The 15,979-nt window shown below is 63.4% G+C and carries 19 protein-coding genes; 9 read left to right on the top strand and 10 right to left on the bottom strand.

Annotation, left to right across the window (positions count from 1 at the left end; all coding sequences use genetic code 11):
- The 3 genes from GPT34_RS16820 to GPT34_RS16810 all read left to right on the top strand — a co-directional run.
- Positions 1 to 496, top strand: a 496-nt coding sequence (locus GPT34_RS16820) for an ABC transporter permease subunit (RefSeq protein WP_291014949.1), incomplete at its 5' end; no start/stop codon positions are given.
- A gap of 48 nt (positions 497 to 544) precedes the next feature.
- Complete coding sequence (locus GPT34_RS16815; RefSeq protein WP_291014946.1) at positions 545 to 1,666, top strand: M14 family metallopeptidase; 1,122 nt, start codon at positions 545 to 547, stop codon at positions 1,664 to 1,666.
- A gap of 29 nt (positions 1,667 to 1,695) precedes the next feature.
- On the top strand, positions 1,696 to 2,463 hold the full coding sequence (locus GPT34_RS16810) for an ATP-binding cassette domain-containing protein (protein WP_291014943.1): 768 nt from the start codon (positions 1,696 to 1,698) through the stop codon (positions 2,461 to 2,463).
- A 21-nt stretch (positions 2,464 to 2,484) separates the two neighbouring features.
- On the opposite strand, the gene GPT34_RS16805 is transcribed toward GPT34_RS16810, so the two are convergent.
- Positions 2,485 to 3,420, bottom strand: coding sequence for an adenylate/guanylate cyclase domain-containing protein (locus GPT34_RS16805; RefSeq protein ID WP_291014940.1), 936 nt, complete (start codon positions 3,418 to 3,420; stop codon positions 2,485 to 2,487).
- Positions 3,421 to 3,808: 388 nt separating this feature from the next.
- Here GPT34_RS16805 and GPT34_RS16800 point away from each other — a divergent pair, with 388 nt between their 5' ends.
- Positions 3,809 to 4,141 (top strand): hypothetical protein, encoded by a 333-nt coding sequence (locus GPT34_RS16800; RefSeq protein ID WP_291014937.1) that lies wholly within the window; start codon positions 3,809 to 3,811, stop codon positions 4,139 to 4,141.
- 24 nt (positions 4,142 to 4,165) lie between these two features.
- On the opposite strand, the gene GPT34_RS16795 is transcribed toward GPT34_RS16800, so the two are convergent.
- Genes GPT34_RS16795 through GPT34_RS16780 form a run of 4 tightly spaced genes read right to left on the bottom strand, consistent with a single transcriptional unit; the run spans position 4,166 to position 7,391 of the window.
- The gene (locus GPT34_RS16795) at positions 4,166 to 5,125 is read right to left on the bottom strand and encodes an LD-carboxypeptidase (protein WP_291014935.1); all 960 of its coding nucleotides are present in this window, start codon (positions 5,123 to 5,125) and stop codon (positions 4,166 to 4,168) included.
- Between the two features lie 18 nt (positions 5,126 to 5,143).
- Positions 5,144 to 6,538, bottom strand: a complete 1,395-nt coding sequence (gene tadA / locus GPT34_RS16790) for a tRNA adenosine(34) deaminase TadA (RefSeq protein WP_291014932.1) — start codon at positions 6,536 to 6,538, stop codon at positions 5,144 to 5,146.
- Positions 6,535 to 6,753: a hypothetical protein gene (locus tag GPT34_RS16785; RefSeq protein WP_291014929.1), complete on the bottom strand. Its 219-nt coding sequence runs from the start codon at positions 6,751 to 6,753 to the stop codon at positions 6,535 to 6,537. Before GPT34_RS16785 ends, tadA begins: the two co-directional genes overlap by 4 nt.
- Positions 6,753 to 7,391, bottom strand: a complete 639-nt coding sequence (locus GPT34_RS16780) for an FMN-binding negative transcriptional regulator (protein ID WP_291014926.1) — start codon at positions 7,389 to 7,391, stop codon at positions 6,753 to 6,755. Before GPT34_RS16780 ends, GPT34_RS16785 begins: the two co-directional genes overlap by 1 nt.
- A 354-nt stretch (positions 7,392 to 7,745) precedes the next feature.
- On the opposite strand from GPT34_RS16780, the gene GPT34_RS16775 reads away from it, so the two are divergent.
- Together GPT34_RS16775 and GPT34_RS16770 are read left to right on the top strand one after the other, a co-directional pair.
- A complete protein-coding gene (locus GPT34_RS16775; RefSeq protein ID WP_291014924.1) occupies positions 7,746 to 8,039 on the top strand; it encodes a DUF1778 domain-containing protein in 294 nt (97 codons plus the stop codon).
- Complete coding sequence (locus GPT34_RS16770; protein ID WP_291014922.1) at positions 8,039 to 8,539, top strand: GNAT family N-acetyltransferase; 501 nt, start codon at positions 8,039 to 8,041, stop codon at positions 8,537 to 8,539. The genes GPT34_RS16775 and GPT34_RS16770 overlap by 1 nt, the downstream gene beginning before the upstream one ends.
- A 385-nt stretch (positions 8,540 to 8,924) precedes the next feature.
- Here the strand turns inward: GPT34_RS16770 and guaA are convergent, their stop codons facing one another.
- On the bottom strand, positions 8,925 to 10,541 hold the full coding sequence (gene guaA, locus GPT34_RS16765; protein ID WP_291014920.1) for a glutamine-hydrolyzing GMP synthase: 1,617 nt from the start codon (positions 10,539 to 10,541) through the stop codon (positions 8,925 to 8,927).
- A 159-nt stretch (positions 10,542 to 10,700) separates the two neighbouring features.
- On the bottom strand, positions 10,701 to 12,170 hold the full coding sequence (guaB, locus tag GPT34_RS16760; protein ID WP_291014918.1) for an IMP dehydrogenase: 1,470 nt from the start codon (positions 12,168 to 12,170) through the stop codon (positions 10,701 to 10,703).
- A gap of 211 nt (positions 12,171 to 12,381) precedes the next feature.
- Between guaB and GPT34_RS16755 the strand changes: the two genes are divergently transcribed.
- On the top strand, positions 12,382 to 12,876 hold the full coding sequence (locus tag GPT34_RS16755; RefSeq protein ID WP_291014916.1) for a DUF4124 domain-containing protein: 495 nt from the start codon (positions 12,382 to 12,384) through the stop codon (positions 12,874 to 12,876).
- A gap of 20 nt (positions 12,877 to 12,896) precedes the next feature.
- Here GPT34_RS16755 and GPT34_RS16750 read toward each other — a convergent pair whose 3' ends face one another.
- The gene (locus tag GPT34_RS16750; protein ID WP_291014913.1) at positions 12,897 to 13,220 is read right to left on the bottom strand and encodes an RnfH family protein; all 324 of its coding nucleotides are present in this window, start codon (positions 13,218 to 13,220) and stop codon (positions 12,897 to 12,899) included.
- Positions 13,217 to 13,660 (bottom strand): type II toxin-antitoxin system RatA family toxin, encoded by a 444-nt coding sequence (locus GPT34_RS16745; RefSeq protein WP_291014911.1) that lies wholly within the window; start codon positions 13,658 to 13,660, stop codon positions 13,217 to 13,219. The genes GPT34_RS16750 and GPT34_RS16745 overlap by 4 nt, the downstream gene beginning before the upstream one ends.
- Positions 13,661 to 13,763: 103 nt before the next feature.
- Here GPT34_RS16745 and smpB point away from each other — a divergent pair, with 103 nt between their 5' ends.
- On the top strand, positions 13,764 to 14,258 hold the full coding sequence (gene smpB, locus GPT34_RS16740; RefSeq protein ID WP_291014909.1) for an SsrA-binding protein SmpB: 495 nt from the start codon (positions 13,764 to 13,766) through the stop codon (positions 14,256 to 14,258).
- A gap of 24 nt (positions 14,259 to 14,282) precedes the next feature.
- On the opposite strand, the gene GPT34_RS16735 is transcribed toward smpB, so the two are convergent.
- The gene (locus GPT34_RS16735) at positions 14,283 to 15,149 is read right to left on the bottom strand and encodes a class II aldolase/adducin family protein (protein WP_291014906.1); all 867 of its coding nucleotides are present in this window, start codon (positions 15,147 to 15,149) and stop codon (positions 14,283 to 14,285) included.
- 109 nt (positions 15,150 to 15,258) lie between these two features.
- Here GPT34_RS16735 and GPT34_RS16730 point away from each other — a divergent pair.
- Positions 15,259 to 15,979: LysR family transcriptional regulator (locus tag GPT34_RS16730; protein WP_291014904.1), on the top strand; the 721-nt coding region annotated here is incomplete at its 3' end.

Raw genomic sequence — 15,979 nt, 5'->3', positions numbered from 1 at the left:
CATCTACTACGGCATTGCCCAGCTCGAATGGGTGCAAGGCCTGTGGGACACCACCTGGCCCTTTACCTGGTTCAAGGATCCGTTTTTCTGCGCGGTGTTTGCCTTCACGCTCAACACCTGTGCCTACACGGTTGAAATGCTGGCGGGAGCCATCCGGGAAACACCGGCGGGCGAGATCGAAGCAGCCCAGGCGGCGGGCTTTGGCAAATGGAGCATGATGTTCCGGCTGGTCCTGCCCAGTGCGCTGCGCCGCACCCTGCCCGGCTATTCCAATGAAGTGGTCATGATGCTGCACGCCACGTCGCTTGCCAGTGTGGTCCCGGCGCTGTACGACCTGACCAACGCGGCCTATGCCATCTACAAGACCTACTACCTCGCGTTCCAGCCCTTCATTGCGGTGGCCGTGGTTTACTTCTGTCTCACGTTCACGCTGGTCTATGGATTCCGCCTGCTGGAGCGGCGCTTCCTGGCCTACCTGAAGCCGCGCACGCACTGACGGACTGCAGGAGCCAGGCCACCGGCCGCACCTGCACCCACCACGCCGATGCAAACCATCCATCACCCCCTGCTCTCTCCGTCGCTGGGCACCCAGCGCACGCTGACCAGCCTGCATTTCGGACCGGAGCAGGCCACCCGCAAGGCCTACATCCAGGCCAGCCTGCACGCCGACGAGCTGCCCGGCATGCTGGTGGCGCACCACCTGCGGGACCTGTTGAGCGCCGCAGAGGGTCGCGACGAGCTGCTCGGCCGGGTAATCCTGGTGCCCATGGCCAATCCGATTGGCCTGAGCCAGACCGCCATGCACCACCAACTGGGGCGTTTCGAGCTGGCGAGCATGGAGAACTTCAACCGCCACTACCCGGACTTCTTTGCGCTGCTCAAAGACGATATGGTGCCCCTGCTGGGACCCGACCCCGAGCAGAACCAAACCACCATCCGCGCCGCCATGGCACGCGCCCTGGACGAACAGACGCCCTCCACCGAGCTGCAAAGCCTGCGCCAGACGTTGATGCGACTGTCCCATGATGCCGACCTGGTGCTCGATCTGCATTGCGACTGCGAAGCGGTGATGCACCTCTATGTGGAGCAGGCGGTAGTGGATCGCCTGGCGCCGTTGGCGCGCTACCTTGGTGCGCGGGCGGTGCTGTGGGCCAACGGGTCGGGTGGCTCGATTTCGTTTGACGAGGCGCTCTCGGGGCCTTGGTGGCGGCTGCAAGCGCACTTCGCCGGGCAAGCGCCCGTGCCACTGGGCTGCGCCAGCACCACGGTCGAGCTGCGTGGCCAGAGCGATGTGTCCGATGCCCAGGCACTGCAAGACGCGCTGGCCATATGCCACTACCTGCAGCACGAAGGCGTGCTGGCTGGTGCCCCACCCGCGTTGCCCCCTGCCCTGTGCGAGCCCACCCCGCTGGCCGGTACCGAGGCGCTGCTCGCTCCCCACCCAGGCGTGATCGCATTCACCTGCCAGCCGGGAGACGAGGTGCAGCCTGGCCAGGTGCTGGCGCATGTGGTCGACCCGATCGCGCACCGGCGCACTGCGGTCATCAGCAGCATCGCGGGCCTGGTGTACGCACGCCAGAACCTGCGCTGGGCCACTGCTGGCCTGGAGCTGTGTCGCGTGGCGGGACGCGAACCCATCCGATCGGGCAACCTGCTCAGCCCCTGACCTCCTCTGATTCGAACAAGACCGCCGCCATGACCACCAAACTTGAAGCCATTGACATTCGCAAGAGCTACGGTACTCACGAAGTCATCAAAGGCATGTCGCTCACCGCCAGCGCGGGAGATGTGATCAGCATCATCGGCTCCTCTGGCTCCGGAAAATCCACCTTTTTGCGCTGCATGAACTTGCTGGAGAGGCCGCAGCAGGGCCGCCTCATCGTGGCCGGCGAAGAGCTCAAACTCGTCACCGCCAAAGACGGCATGCTCAAGGCAGCCGATGACAAGCAGCTGCAGCGGGCACGCGCCAAGCTGGCCATGGTGTTCCAGCATTTCAACCTCTGGTCTCACCTGACGGTGCTGGAAAACATCACCGAGGCGCCGATGCACGTGCTGGGCAAAAGCAAGGACGAGGCAGTGGCGGTGGCGCGCAAGTACCTGGAGAAGGTGGGCCTGAAGGATGTCGAAGGTAAGTACCCGGCCCACATGTCGGGTGGTCAGCAGCAGCGGGTGGCGATCGCGCGCGCGCTGGCGATGGAGCCCGAGGTGATGCTGTTTGACGAGCCCACCAGTGCCCTCGACCCCGAGCTGGTCACCGAGGTACTGCGCGTCATGCGCACCCTTGCCGAAGAAGGCCGCACCATGGTGGTGGTGACACATGAAATGGGTTTTGCGCGCGAGGTATCCAACCACCTGATTTTTTTGCACCAGGGTGTGATCGAAGAGCAAGGGGTGCCAGCCGAGGTTCTGACACGACCCAAAAGCGAGCGTCTGGCTCAGTTCCTCTCGGGCAACCTCAAATAAGGCGCCGAGCGAGGCCGGCGATCAGCGCGGACGCCCCAGCACCATCTGGCCATCGACCAGCCGGAACGACACGGTTGGTGCACTGAAATCGCTGAACGGCGCGCCCATGGCGATCTCGCCATCACTGTGCAACAGGCACTCTTGCCGGCGCAGGGAAATCGCGTTTTCCACCCCGTCGAACCGAACCCAGGTGCCGTAGCTGCTGATATCTTCCAGCACGTAGTTGCCTGAACGGATGTCAATGCTGGCGTGAAGCCGCGAGACCCGCGGGTCGTTGACCACAAAATCGGCCTCGGGCACGCGGCCGATCTTCAAGGGCAAATCGGTCAGGCTGAACGACTGGCTCGCATCCAGCCAGCCCAGCTCGATGCCACCAAACACCGACTCGGCCGACATACCAAGCTGGTGCAGATCGGCCGGCAAGGTTAGGAACTCCGACAGCATCTCGGTCTGCCACTCGATGCGGAACACCTCACACGGCTCGACCCGACCCTTGATGCGCATCGGCCCCAGGCTGCGGCTGCGCACGCCGTGGCGGGTGCCAAGCTTGCGGATGACGGTGTCGGTGACCAGAATCTGTTCCGGCCCGGCCAGGTCGCTGAGGCGCGACGCCACGTTCACCGCATCACCAAAGCAATCGCCGTCGACCTGGATCACCTGGCCGCGGGCCATGCCGATCTGCATCATGAGCTTGAGCCGGTTCGGCCACTGGGCCACACGTTGTGCGTGCTCCTGTTGGATCTGGGTCATGGTTTCGACCGCCAGCCGGTTGTTGGTGAAGGACAGCAGCACGCCGTCACCAAGCATCTTCACCACCTTGCCGCCGTTCTCCAGCCCGACGGAGCCGATCCACTGGGTGAGCTTGGTCACGGCCTTGGTGGCGCGGTCATTGCCCAGTGTTTCAAACACCGAGACACTTCCGGTGAGGTCCACAAAAGCGATCGTCAGTTCAGCCATGTTCTTGCGGTCATTCTGCAGCGATTACAACATAGGAAGGCGCCTCATCCAGGGCGAGGCGAAAGGCTCGCCCTATCACAGGAATCCGTGGTCGCAGCACAGCCAACTCGTGGTGAATGTCACAAAAGAACCCGTTTTCTCTCAGTATTCCCAGCGACTTCGGCGTGATCCATGCCAAGGGCCTAGTTGGCTGACGCAGAACGGCTTATCACCTGCATGTGGGTAATGGTAAAGCACTCAGATGTGCGAGAAACGTACTCAAGGATCTCTTGTAAGCGATTGATTCCAGTGTTGTTTTTTGTCATTTGAGGTATTTGGAAGATTGCACTCCCAGGGTGAGCGGGCGTATTCTTCACACCACAAGTACAACGTCGTTGAGGTTTCCTCCATGCGCTGGTTCAAACCCGGTCTTCGCAACAGCATTTCCGCTCTCCTCGGGTCCGAGGTGCGCACTGAATCTCCCGAATCCCTGGAGCCGGTGCGTCAGGCCATGCTCGACACCCTCGGCGAAGAAGGGTCCCGGCTGAGTCCTCGCCTCAAGCACCGTCTCAACTACTTGCCCGACGCCCACGCCCTGTGGTTTGCCCGCTCCGAGATGGTGTCCGTGCTCAGCCGGCTGCATGGTGAAGCCAAGGCGGTCGACATGGTGCAATCGATCTCACCCGCCTTTCATGGGTTGCTGCCAAGGGCGCTGATCGAATCCGCCCGTGCGCGCCGCTGAGTCAGCGCCTTTCTCCAACCGGGCTCAGCCCCAATAGATCAGGGCATCGCGCCCTTCCACCATCAGATCCACGCGTTGCCCGACAGGCAGCAGCACCTTGGTGGGCACATGGCCAAAGGGCAGCCCGGTGAACACCGGCACACGGGTCTGGCTCCGAATCCAGCTCACCACCGTTTGCAGGTTGAAACCCCGGTCGTAGCCAGGCACCAGCTTGAAGCGGTTGAACGATCCCATCAACACCGCTTTCTGCCGCCCGATGATGCCGGCGTTGACCAACTGCGTGAGCTGGCGCTCGATGCGGTAGGGATGCTCGTTGGTGTCTTCCAGAAACAGGACGCCGCCCTCAACCACGGGCATGTAGGGCGTGCCAGCAAGGGCGCAGATCACATTGAGGTTGCCGCCCCACAGCGTGGCACCCCGGATGCGCATCGCGGGCACAGCGCTAGGATCGGCGGGTGGCTTGCGCACCGACGTTCGCGCAGCCAGCGCCTTCACATCGCTCACTGGCAGGCGCCATCCAGCGCCCTCCCCTTGCCCACAGGCCAGATCGTCAAAGCAGGCGACCATGATCTCGTCGGGTGGCTCCTCGGCACCGAAATCCTCGCCCACCGCAGGTCCGGCCCAGGTGATGGCCCCGGTCTTGGCCAGCAGCGCGCACTGCAGCGCGGTGAAGTCGCTCAGGCCAACGAACTGGGTGCCGCCTTCGATGGCTTTGGCCAGCTTCTTGTAGGGCAGCTCGGGCAGCAGCCGGGTGAGTCCGTAACCACCGCGCGAAATCATGGCGATGTCGGCGCCGCTGGCCCCCGCGCGGCCAATGGCCGCGAGGCGGGTGGCATCGTCACCGGCAAAACGCTGGTGACCCCGCAGCGCGGCTTCGTCGATCTCCACTTCATGGCCAAGCTGCTGCAGGCGTTTGACGCCGCGCCGAAACGCGGCCTTGTCGCGCACGGCGCTGGAGGGTGAGTAGATGTAGAGATGGCTCATGGTGAACGCAAGCGTTTTTCAGTGGTTGGCGGTGAAACGGGCCACCGCGTCGCGCGCAATGCCTGCGCCGTGTTCCTGCACAAAATGGCCGGCCTCTGGCAAGACCAAAGGAGCCGGACAGCCGCGGATCTGGCTGGCCAGGGCGCGCATCACCGGCTCGCCCAGCACCGGGTCTTGCTGGCCGATGGCCATCAAGGACTGGCCGGTCCAGCGCACTTGCCAGAAGGTGCGGGCTTCGCGCGAGATGGCCGCGCCGTCGTCATTTGCCTGCTCGGGGACCATGGCGGGAAAGGCGCGCAGCGCCGCCCGGTGGCCAGCATCGGGAAACGGTGCGTTGTAGGCCGCACACTCAGCCTCGCTCATCTGCGGATTGCCGCGCGCAAACAGGCGGGCCACATCAAAGTCAGGTTTCTGGGCGCACATGTCGCGCCAGGCTAGAAATCCGGGCGACAGTGGTGCGTCGCCGGTGGCCAGCATGGTGTTCATGACCAGCAGATGGGTGTATCGCTCGGGCGCAGCCATGGGCAGTGTCAGGCCCAGCAGACCGCCCCAATCCTGCACCACCAGCGCCACTCGCTGCAGGTCGAGCCGCTCCACGAATTCGAGCAAGACTTGGCGGTGCCAGCTGAAGGTGTGAAAACCATCTTTCTTGGGTTTGTCGCTCTTGCCGAAACCGATCAGGTCGGGTGCCACCACGCGATGTCCTGCAGCGAGGAAAACCGGGATCATGTGGCGGTATAGATAGCTCCAGGCTGGGTTGCCGTGCAGGCACAGCCAGGTGATGGGCGCACTCTTTTGGTCTTGCGGGCCTTCGTCCAGATAGTGCATGCGCAGGCCGTCCAGGCTGGGCAGATCGCTCAGGTACTTCGGCGTCCAGGGATAGCCAGGCAGACCATCGAAGGCGGTCTCGGGCGTGCGCAAGGCATCGTCTCGAAGGGGGTGGGGGTTCACGCGTCGCTCCTTGAAAAAGGCGCGCAGCAACTGCGCACACTCCTCGGCCAGTATGCCGCCCTGCACCTGTGTCCGGTGATTCAGCTCGGTGTGAGCAAACAGGTTGACCACCGAGCCAGCGGCGCCTGTCTTGGGATCGGGCGCACCGAAGACCACCCGGTCCAGGCGGGCATGCAGCATGGCACCGCTGCACATGGCGCAGGGTTCCAGCGTCACATAGAGCGTGCAGCCTTCCAGCCGGTAGTTGCCCAGGGCAGCGGCTCCTGTGCGAAGCGCCACGATTTCGGCGTGGGCGGTGGGGTCGCGGCCTTGGATCGGGGCGTTGTGGCCCACGGCGATCACCACCCCGCCTTTAACCAGCACGGCGCCGACAGGAATTTCCCCTGCGCGCTGCGCTGCACGGGCCTGGGCCAGGGCCAGGCGCATGAAACCCTCGTCGACAACCGCGGCTGAATGGGTCATTGATCGGCCGGCAACCGGGGTTGCTGCAGGGCCCTCTCCAGGTCTTGCTTGAACTGGTCCTGGATCTGGCGGCTTTGCTGCGCCGGGTTCGCGGGCGCCGCCGACTCGGTGCCCGGAGCACTGGGCAGCGCGTTGGGCGCGAACTGCTTTCGTACCAGCAAACCCACGATGACCACCACCAGCAACAGCCCGATCAAACCGAACAGGCCACGCATCACGCTGCTCCCGTTGGGGTTGGCACCACCATGCCCAGCCGCTGCATCCAGCCGGCCAGCGCCTGTTCGTCGGCATTGCCCGCCTGGTAGGCAGCGTGCATAGCGGCGTGGGACTCAGGCCGGTGCTGGTTGAGCTTGAGTTTGCATTGCAGCGAGACCACCCGCAGTTCAAACGCGACGATTCCGGCCATCATCTTGCGCTGGTAGTCCTCACCCAGAGAGCGCCACTGCTCAGCGTAGGCCGGGTCATGGTCGTGGATCAGGTGTTTGAGCAAGCGGTCTTTGTCTTCAAACGCTTCGATGATGCCGGCCTGCACTGTGGCGTGCACGGCCAGGTAGCTCCAGGTGGGCACTCGGGTGAGGTCGGGGTAGACGCGCGGCGTCATGTAGGCCTGCGGCCCCTGGAACACGACCACCGCGGTGGGCCGCTCACGCAAGAAGCCGGCGTGAGGGTTGGGCCGGGCGACGTGACCCAGAAGGGTGAGGCCACCGCCCTCTTCCACCACGTGCAGCGGCAAGGGCGTGATGAAAGGCAGGCCTTCGCCGTCCACCGAGATCAGCTGCGCCAGCGGGTGCGCGCGCATCAGCTCAGGCGCAATGGCCGGATCGTGAGCGGCGAACTGGGACGGCAGGTACATGGTGCGCCTTGCGGATCATTCCCACTCGATTGTCAACAGTCGGTCGCGGCTCAGAGGGAAAGTGCGTTGCGTACCAGCAGAGAACTTGCTTGATACCGACAGATTTACCGTCTTGTGCGAGAGCCCTTCCCGGGGCTCTTTGCTTTCGATCTCAGTCGTTGATGGTTCGCGGCCGCGATTGGAATGCGAAAGTGGCATGTTCTGTAACGCAATGACGGTATCAGGTGCTCGCTTCAGAGGGCGATGACGGTATTCACGATTGACTTGACGGTATCACGATCTCTATTGCTGATTACTTGACTTTGTACGCCTGTTGTACTAACATAAATCGAACAATCCCTCCGAGGCCCTCACATGTCTACCATTGCCTCTACGTCCAACAGCCGTTCGGCCAGACTCGGCTTTCGCGCCACACCTGAGCAAGAGGCGGTGATCCGTCGCGCTGCCGAGGTGGCCCACAAGTCGTTGACCGATTTCATCCTCCAGAGCGCATATTCGGTCGCAGAACAGACGTTGCTTGATCAACGCCTGTTCGTCGCCTCGGGCTCGAAGTGTCAGGAGCTGCTGGAGTTGCTGGACCGTCCTGCTCAGCCCAATGAAGGTCTGCGCGACCTGTTCTCTCGCAAAGACCCCTGGGAAACCCGTTGATGCCGAGGGCGCCCGTCCCGCTCAACACATCGCACCGGCTCGACGGTTTCGACTGTGGCAAGCCGGCGCTCAACGAATGGTTGGTGAAACACGCGCTCCAGGCCGGCAGCAGCGGCTCAGCCCGGACGTTCGTCGCAGTGGATGGGGCTGACCACCGGGTAGTCGGGTATTTCAGCCTCACGGTGGGCCAAGTTGACACCACCGACGCGCCCGACCGCATACGCAAAGGAATGGGACAGTTCCCGATTCCGGTGATCGTCCTGGCCAGGCTGGCCGTGTCCACGCAGGACCAGGGCAAAGGCATCGGCGTCGGCATGCTCAAGGAGGCCATTCGCCTCGCCTTGTTGATCGCAGAGCACGCCGGTATTCGCGCTTTGTTGACCCACCCGATCGATGAAGACGCCGCACGCTTCTACTCCCGGTTCGGCTTCATCGGGTCCCCTTTGCGTGACGATCAGTTGTTGCTTCTATTGAAAGATGCTCGCGCTCAGATTCGATGAGATTTCAGGTACGAAAACAACGCGGCAAAGTGCAACCCTCATCATCGCCTGACCTCATGATCAACCACCACCCCCGTTCGCGTCGGTTGTGTGCGTCAAACCGTGGCGCGTTCTCGAGCTCGCCAGCCCAACCCGCGCCCGTTCCATCGAGGTGTCCATGGGGTCTCCGATCCGTTGCATGTCGCAGGACCGAAATACCGTCATTGGGTCTGACGGTATCGCTGCAGGCCTGCCAGCTTAGGTGTCCGGATACCGTCAAGTCAACCGTCAGAACGCCTGGGACGCCCTGGGATTCGATGGGACGTCGCGGGACGCTAAGTCCTTGTCCCTAAAGAGAAATCGGGTTTTCCTGGGATGTTCCGAAACACCTTGGGACGATCTTGACTCATTCCCATTCGATGGTGGCGGGCGGCTTGCTGCTCACGTCGTAGGTCACGCGGTTGATGCCTCGCACCTCGTTGATGATGCGGCCGGACACCTTCTTCAGCAGCGCATACGGCAGCTCGGCCCAATCGGCGGTCATGAAATCGCTGGTCTGCACCGCGCGCAGGGCCACCACGTAGTCGTAGGTGCGGCCGTCGCCCATCACGCCCACGCTTTTCACCGGCAGGAAGACGGCGAACGCCTGGCTGGTCAGGTCATACCAGCTCTTGCCCGAATTGTGATCGATGGTGGAGCGCAGTTCTTCGATGAAGATGGCATCGGCCTGGCGCAGCAGGTCGGCATATTCCTTTTTCACTTCACCCAGGATGCGCACGCCCAGACCCGGGCCCGGGAACGGGTGGCGGTAGACCATGTCGTGCGGCAGACCCAGGGCCACGCCGAGTTCACGCACCTCGTCCTTGAAGAGATCGCGCAGCGGCTCCAGCAATTTGAGGCCCAGCTGTTCGGGCAAACCGCCCACGTTGTGGTGGCTCTTGATGGTGACGGCCTTCTTGCTCTTGGCCCCACCTGACTCGATCACATCTGGATAAATTGTCCCTTGTGCCAACCACTTGGCGCCTTTTATTGATGCACCACTTGAAATGAGTTTGGCGGCTTCCGCCTTGAATACCTCGACGAACTCCCGCCCAATGATCTTGCGTTTGGCCTCCGGCTCGCTCACACCGGCGAGGTGACCGAGGAACTGCCCGGCAGCGTCCACGCGGATCACCTTGGCGTGCAGCTTGCCGACGAACATGTCCATCACCATGTCGCCTTCGTGCAGCCGCAGCAGGCCGTGATCGACGAACACGCAGGTGAGCTGGTCACCAATGGCGCGGTGAATGAGCGCCGCGGCGACCGAGGAATCGACGCCACCTGACAGGCCCAGGATCACCTCTTCATCGCCGACCTGCTCCTTGATCAGCGCCACCGCCTCGGCGATGTGGTCGCGCATGATCCAGTCGGGGTTGGCCTGACAGATGTCCAGCACGAAGCGCTCCAGCATCGCCTTGCCCTGCACCGTGTGGGTGACTTCAGGGTGGAACTGCACCGCGTAGTAGCCTCGGTCTTCATCGGCCATGCCGGCGATCGGGCAACCATCGGTGCTGGCCATGAGTTTGAAGCCCGGGGGCAGCTCGGTGACCTTGTCGCCGTGGCTCATCCAGACCTTGAGCATGCCGTGGCCTTCGGGCGTATGGAAGTCGGCGATGTCTTTGAGCAGCGCCGTGTGGCCGCGGGCGCGCACCTCGGCGTAACCGAACTCGCGCGTGACCCCTGCCTCCACCTTGCCGCCGAGCTGCTGCGCCATGGTCTGCATGCCATAGCAAATGCCCAGCACCGGCAGCCCCAGCTCAAACACCGCGTCCGGGGCCTTGTCGTCCACCTCGTACACGCTGGCGTGGCTGCCGGAAAGGATCACGCCTTTGAGCTGGCCATCGGCAGCGAACTCCCTGACCCAATCGCTGCTCACATCGCAAGGGTGCACCTCGCAATACACATGCGCCTCGCGCACCCGGCGCGCGATCAGCTGGGTGACCTGGGAACCAAAATCAAGGATGAGGATTTTCTGGTGCTGCATGGAGATGAACGAGGATGGAATTCAAGAAACAAAAAGGGCCGTCAAAAGAGACAGCCCAAGAACCTAGAGGGGCCAAACCCGGGGCACCGCGGAACCGGCTCCGCCGGGCCGCCAGTGCCGTCCCCTTGGGGGTGACGGCGAAGCCGGCACGGGGGGGCATCACTCCGCTCTGTAGTTCGGCGCCTCTTTGGTGATCTGCACGTCGTGCACATGGCTTTCGCGGATACCCGCCGAGGTGATCTCGACGAACTCGGCCTTGGCCCGCATGTGCTCGATGGACGGGCAACCGCAGTAACCCATGGAGGCGCGCAGGCCACCGGCCATCTGGAAAATGATGGAAACCACCGAGCCCTTGTAGGGCACCCGGCCTTCGATGCCTTCGGGCACCAGCTTGTCGGCGTTTGGGTTGCCGGTGCTGCTTTCCTGGAAATAGCGATCGGCGCTGCCCTGCTGCATGGCGCCAATCGACCCCATGCCGCGGTAGCTCTTGTAGCTGCGGCCCTGGTAGAGCACGATCTCGCCGGGCGACTCTTCCGTGCCAGCGAACATGCCGCCCATCATCACGGTGTTGGCGCCGGCGGCGATGGCCTTAGCGATGTCGCCGCTGTAGCGGATACCACCGTCGGCAATCATCGGCACACCGGTAGTCTGCAGCGCCGTGGCCACGTTATCGATGGCCATGATCTGCGGCACGCCCACGCCCGCCACGATGCGGGTGGTGCAGATGGAGCCCGGACCGATGCCCACCTTCACCCCGTCGGCTCCCGCTTCCACCAGCGCCAGCGCCGCGCTGCCAGTAGCGATGTTGCCGCCGATCACGTCCACCTGGGGGTAGTTCTGCTTGACCCAGCGCACGCGGTCGATCACGCCTTTGCTGTGGCCGTGAGCCGTGTCCACCACGATGGCGTCCACACCAGCTTTCACCAGCGCTTCCACCCGTTCTTCGGTGCCCTCGCCAACGCCCACCGCGGCGCCCACGCGCAGGCGGCCCGATGCGTCGCGCGCAGCGTTCGGAAAATTCAGCTGTTTGGTGATGTCCTTCACCGTGATCAGGCCTTTGAGCTCGAAGCCCTCGTTGACCAGCAGCAGGCGCTCTAGCTTGTGCTTGTTCAAGAGGGTCTTGGCCTCGGCCGGCGTGGTGCCGTCCGGCATGGTGATCAGGCGCTCGCGCGGCGTCATGATCTCGCTCACCGGCAGATCGAAGCGGGTCTCAAAGCGCAGATCGCGCCCGGTGACGATACCGACCACCTTGCCCGCATCCACCACGGGAAAGCCCGAAATGCCCAGCTCGTCGGAGAGCTGCATCACTTGGCGCACCGTGGTGCTGGGCGAGATCACCACCGGATCGCGCAACACACCCGATTCATAGCGCTTGACCTTGGCCACCTGCGCCGCCTGCTCCTGCGCGCTCAGGTTCTTGTGCACAATACCAATGCCGCCCTCTTGCGCGATGGCGATCGCCAATCGGGCCTCGGTGACCGTGTCCATGGCGGCCGACACCAGGGGCAAGTTGAGGTGGATGTTGCGGGAAAACTGGGTCGCCAGCGAGGTGTCCTTGGGCAGGACCTGGGAGTACGCGGGCACCAGAAGAACATCGTCGAAGGTGAGCGCTTTGCCGAGGAGGCGCATAGGGTAAAGCTCCAAAAACACGATTGTACCCGTGCACCCCAGGCCCCCTTCGAGTGCCGCTAGGCCTGCGGGGAGGTCGCATGAGAGGAAAAAACCACGCCGTTCCGGTACTGGATCACGCCGCTTGGCTCCATTGGCTGAATGCGGTAAAACGCCGCGCTACACTGGGTTCATGGTTATTTTCCAAAGCCTCCGCTCGCCTGCCCGCACCATGCTTCTGGTTGCCTCTGCGCTGTGTTGCACCGCAGCGCTGGCACAGTGGCAATGGGTGGACAGCGCTGGCCGCAAAGTCTTCAGCGACACGCCGCCGCCAGTTGGCGTGTCCGACAAGAACATCCTCAAGCGCCCTGGCCTGGCTCCAGCGCCTGCGGCCACAGAGACGGCCAACGCGCCGGCAACTACTGCGCCAGCTACCACCGCCGTCCCCAAGCTCAATGACCGCGACGAGCAGCTAGAAGCCAGGAAGAAGCAGGCTGAAGCTGAAGAGCAGGCCAAGAAAAAAGCCGAGGACGAGAAAGTGGCCAAGGCTCGGCAGGACAACTGCGAGCGCGCCAAGCGCAACAAGATTACGATGGATTCAGGCATCCGCATTGCCACCACCAACGCCAAGGGCGAGCGCGAGATCATGGACGACAAGGCCCGGGCGGCTGAAAACCAGCGCCTCAACGCCATCATCCAGTCCGATTGCGGCGCCGGTATTCAGTGAGCCGCTGACGCGGTGAGCGATCAGTAGCCCGGCTTGGCGCCTGGCCGGCGGCGCGAAAACAGCCCGGTCCCACGAGCGCCCTGCCCCGCAAAGCGCTCCCGCCGCGCCACCTTCGGGTCCACGCGCAGGCGCCGGTAAACCTCCACCCGATCACCCTCACGCAGCACGTCGCTGGCCAGAGCGCGTCGGTTCCAGATTCCCACCGGCAGCGACATCAACCCGGGGAACTGCGCCGACCAGCCAGAAGCTTCCAGCGCCTGAGCCACCGTGCAGCCGTCGGGCACCGTCAGCACCAGCTCATGCACGGTGCGCGGTGCGCTGGCGTGGGCGAGCGTGATCTTCATTCGCCGTAGACGTGGTCAGCGCGCTTGACGAAAGCATCCACCAGGTTGCCCGCAATCTTGTCGAACACTGGCCCCACCAGACTGGCCAGCGTCTGGCTGGCAAAGCCATAGGTCAGGCGGAACTCGACCTTACAGGCTCGCTGCGTGCCTTCGCCCAGGGGGTGGAAGTCCCAGCAGCCCTGCAGGTGGGAGAACGGCCCGTCGACCAGATCCAGCAGCACCTGGCGATCTTCCACATGGGTGTTGCGGGTGGTGAAACTCTGGCGCAGGCCACCAATGGACATGCCCACCTTGGCCACCATGCCGGATTCGTGGCGCTCGACCACTTCGCTATGGTCGCACCAGGGCAGAAACTGCGGGTAATGGTGCACATCGGTCACCAGCGCAAACATTTCGTGTGCGCTGTGCCAGAGCAGGACGGACTTCTGAATCGTTTTCATACAATCGCGGGTCGGGCTAGGCGCACAACCCAGTTCGGGGCGCCGCCCAGACAACGCAGACGTTGTCATTGTATTGGCCCAATGCGGCCGCATCTAAGACCCCATGTCCACCACGCCCAGTAAATCTGCCACCACCAAGGCCGGTGATTCCCGCATCGCCGACAACAAGAAGGCGGTGTTCAACTACGCCATCGAGGAACGCTTCGAGGCGGGCATGGTGCTCGAAGGCTGGGAGGTGAAGGCGCTGCGCGAAGGCAAGGTGCAGCTCACCGATGGCTATGTGGTCATTCGCAGTGGCGAATTGTTCCTGATCGGCTGCCAGATCAACCCGCTCAACACCGCCAGCAGCCACGTCAGCCCCGATTCGGTGCGCACTAAGAAACTGTTGCTGCAAAAAGACCAGATCCGCCGGCTGATCGGCAAGGTGGAGCAAAAGGGCTACACCCTGGTACCCCTCAACCTGCACTGGAAAAACGGCAAGGTGAAATGCGAAATCGCCCTAGGCAAGGGCAAGGCAGAGCACGACAAGCGCGACACCATCAAAGACCGCGAAGGCAAGCGCGAAGTGGAGCGGGTGATGAAGTCTCGCAACCGCTGAGGGCGAGCGACCCGCCCGGCGAGATCAATCGAACAGGTCGGGCTCGGTACGAATCAGGTCGTTCCAGATGGTCTGGAAATGCAGCCAGCCGATGTACTCGCTGCCCACATGTTCTCGGCTGTAGCGCGCCCGGTCGGCAGGCACCAGACGCGGCGTCTGGCCGGTGGCCATCACGGCCAGCTGCTGCTGGCAGCAACGCTCCAACGCGATGAACCAGAACGCCGCCGCTTCGATGCTGTGACGGCTGGCTGTGAACAGGCCGTGGTTCTGGTGAATCGCGGCTTTGACGCCCTTGAACCAGTCGGCCACCTTCAACCCCGCCTTGACCTCCACCGCGACCTGGCCCGCCTCGTCGCCAATCACCACATGGTCTTCAAAAAACGCGGCGGCGTCCTGCGAAATGGGCAGCAGCGGCTGGCCGAGTGACGCAAACGCGGTACCGTAAACCGTGTGGGCGTGGCACATGGCCAAGATGTCCGGGTGCGCCTCGTGCACCGCGGCGTGCAGCACAAAGCCAGCGCGGTTCACCGCGTGGCGACCCTCCACCACCTCGCCCTGGTGGTCCACCAGAATCAGGTTGGACACCTTCACCTGCGCAAAATGCACCGCCATCGGATTGGTCCAGTACAGGTGCGGGTGCTCCGGGTCGCGGATGGTGAGGTGGCCGGCAAAGCCGTAGTCAAACCCCTGCCGGGCAAAGGCGCGACAGGCGCCGACCAGCCGCTCCTTCAGGTACTGCCGCTCCTGCACCACATCGTCAAACGACGGGATGCCCGGGAAGATCAGTCCAGCCTGATCGGGCTGGTAGATCGACACCTTGGGGTCGGTCAGCGGGTCGTGGCGGTACTCCGTCTGGCTCGGCTGCAGCAGTTTTTCAAGTACGGCGGACATGTTGTCTCCTCAAGTGGTGATCAACCGCCATGTTCGACCCGCAGGCTGTAGTTGACAAACGATGAATGCTCATGGAAACATGAGCTCATTTCATCTGATGAGATCAGACATGAGAAATCTTCCCCCGCTGGCCCGCCTGCGCACCTTTGAGGCCGCCGCACGCCTGCAGAGCTTTGCGCTGGCAGCGCAGGAGCTGCATCTGACCCCGTCTGCCATCAGCCACCAGATCCGTGATCTGGAGCGGCATTTCGGACGTGCCTTATTTGAGCGTCGCCACCGCCAAGTACAGACCACTTTGGAGGGACGGCGCCTTTTCGAGAGCCTGGGCCGCCTGTTTGATGCGCTGGAAGCTTCCTGCGCCGAAGTGCAATTGCCCACGCACGACGAAGTGCTTGCGGTGCACTGCGCGCCCAGCCTGGCGCTGAAATGGCTTGGTCCGCGCCTGCCCGCGTTCCTGGGGCAGCACCCTGGCCTCAACATCCGGCTGACCACCGGCGCTGAGCCGCTGGACCTGAGCGTGATGCGCGACCTGGACGTGACCCTGTCCTACGGCGTGGCGCGACACAAGCCAGGGCTGGACGTCTTCTCACTGGGCGAAGAACACATCGCGCCGCTGGTATCGCCAAGCCTGCTGAAAACTGGCGAAAGCGCGATGCGGGCCATCCAGCTCCTGGTGCTCATCGAATCCCAACTCAGCCCGGTCGGCTGGGCAGACTGGTTCGCGCTCAACGGGCTGTCGCTGCCCCAGCGCCCTCGCCCCTCCTTCGACCGCGCGGCCATGGCGATAGCGGCCGCCGCCGACGGCCTGGGCGTGGTGCTGGAGAGTACGC

This window comes from Hydrogenophaga sp., from assembly GCF_011390835.1.
Classification (GTDB): domain Bacteria; phylum Pseudomonadota; class Gammaproteobacteria; order Burkholderiales; family Burkholderiaceae_C; genus Hydrogenophaga.
This window is presented reverse-complemented; position numbering and strand designations above follow the sequence as displayed.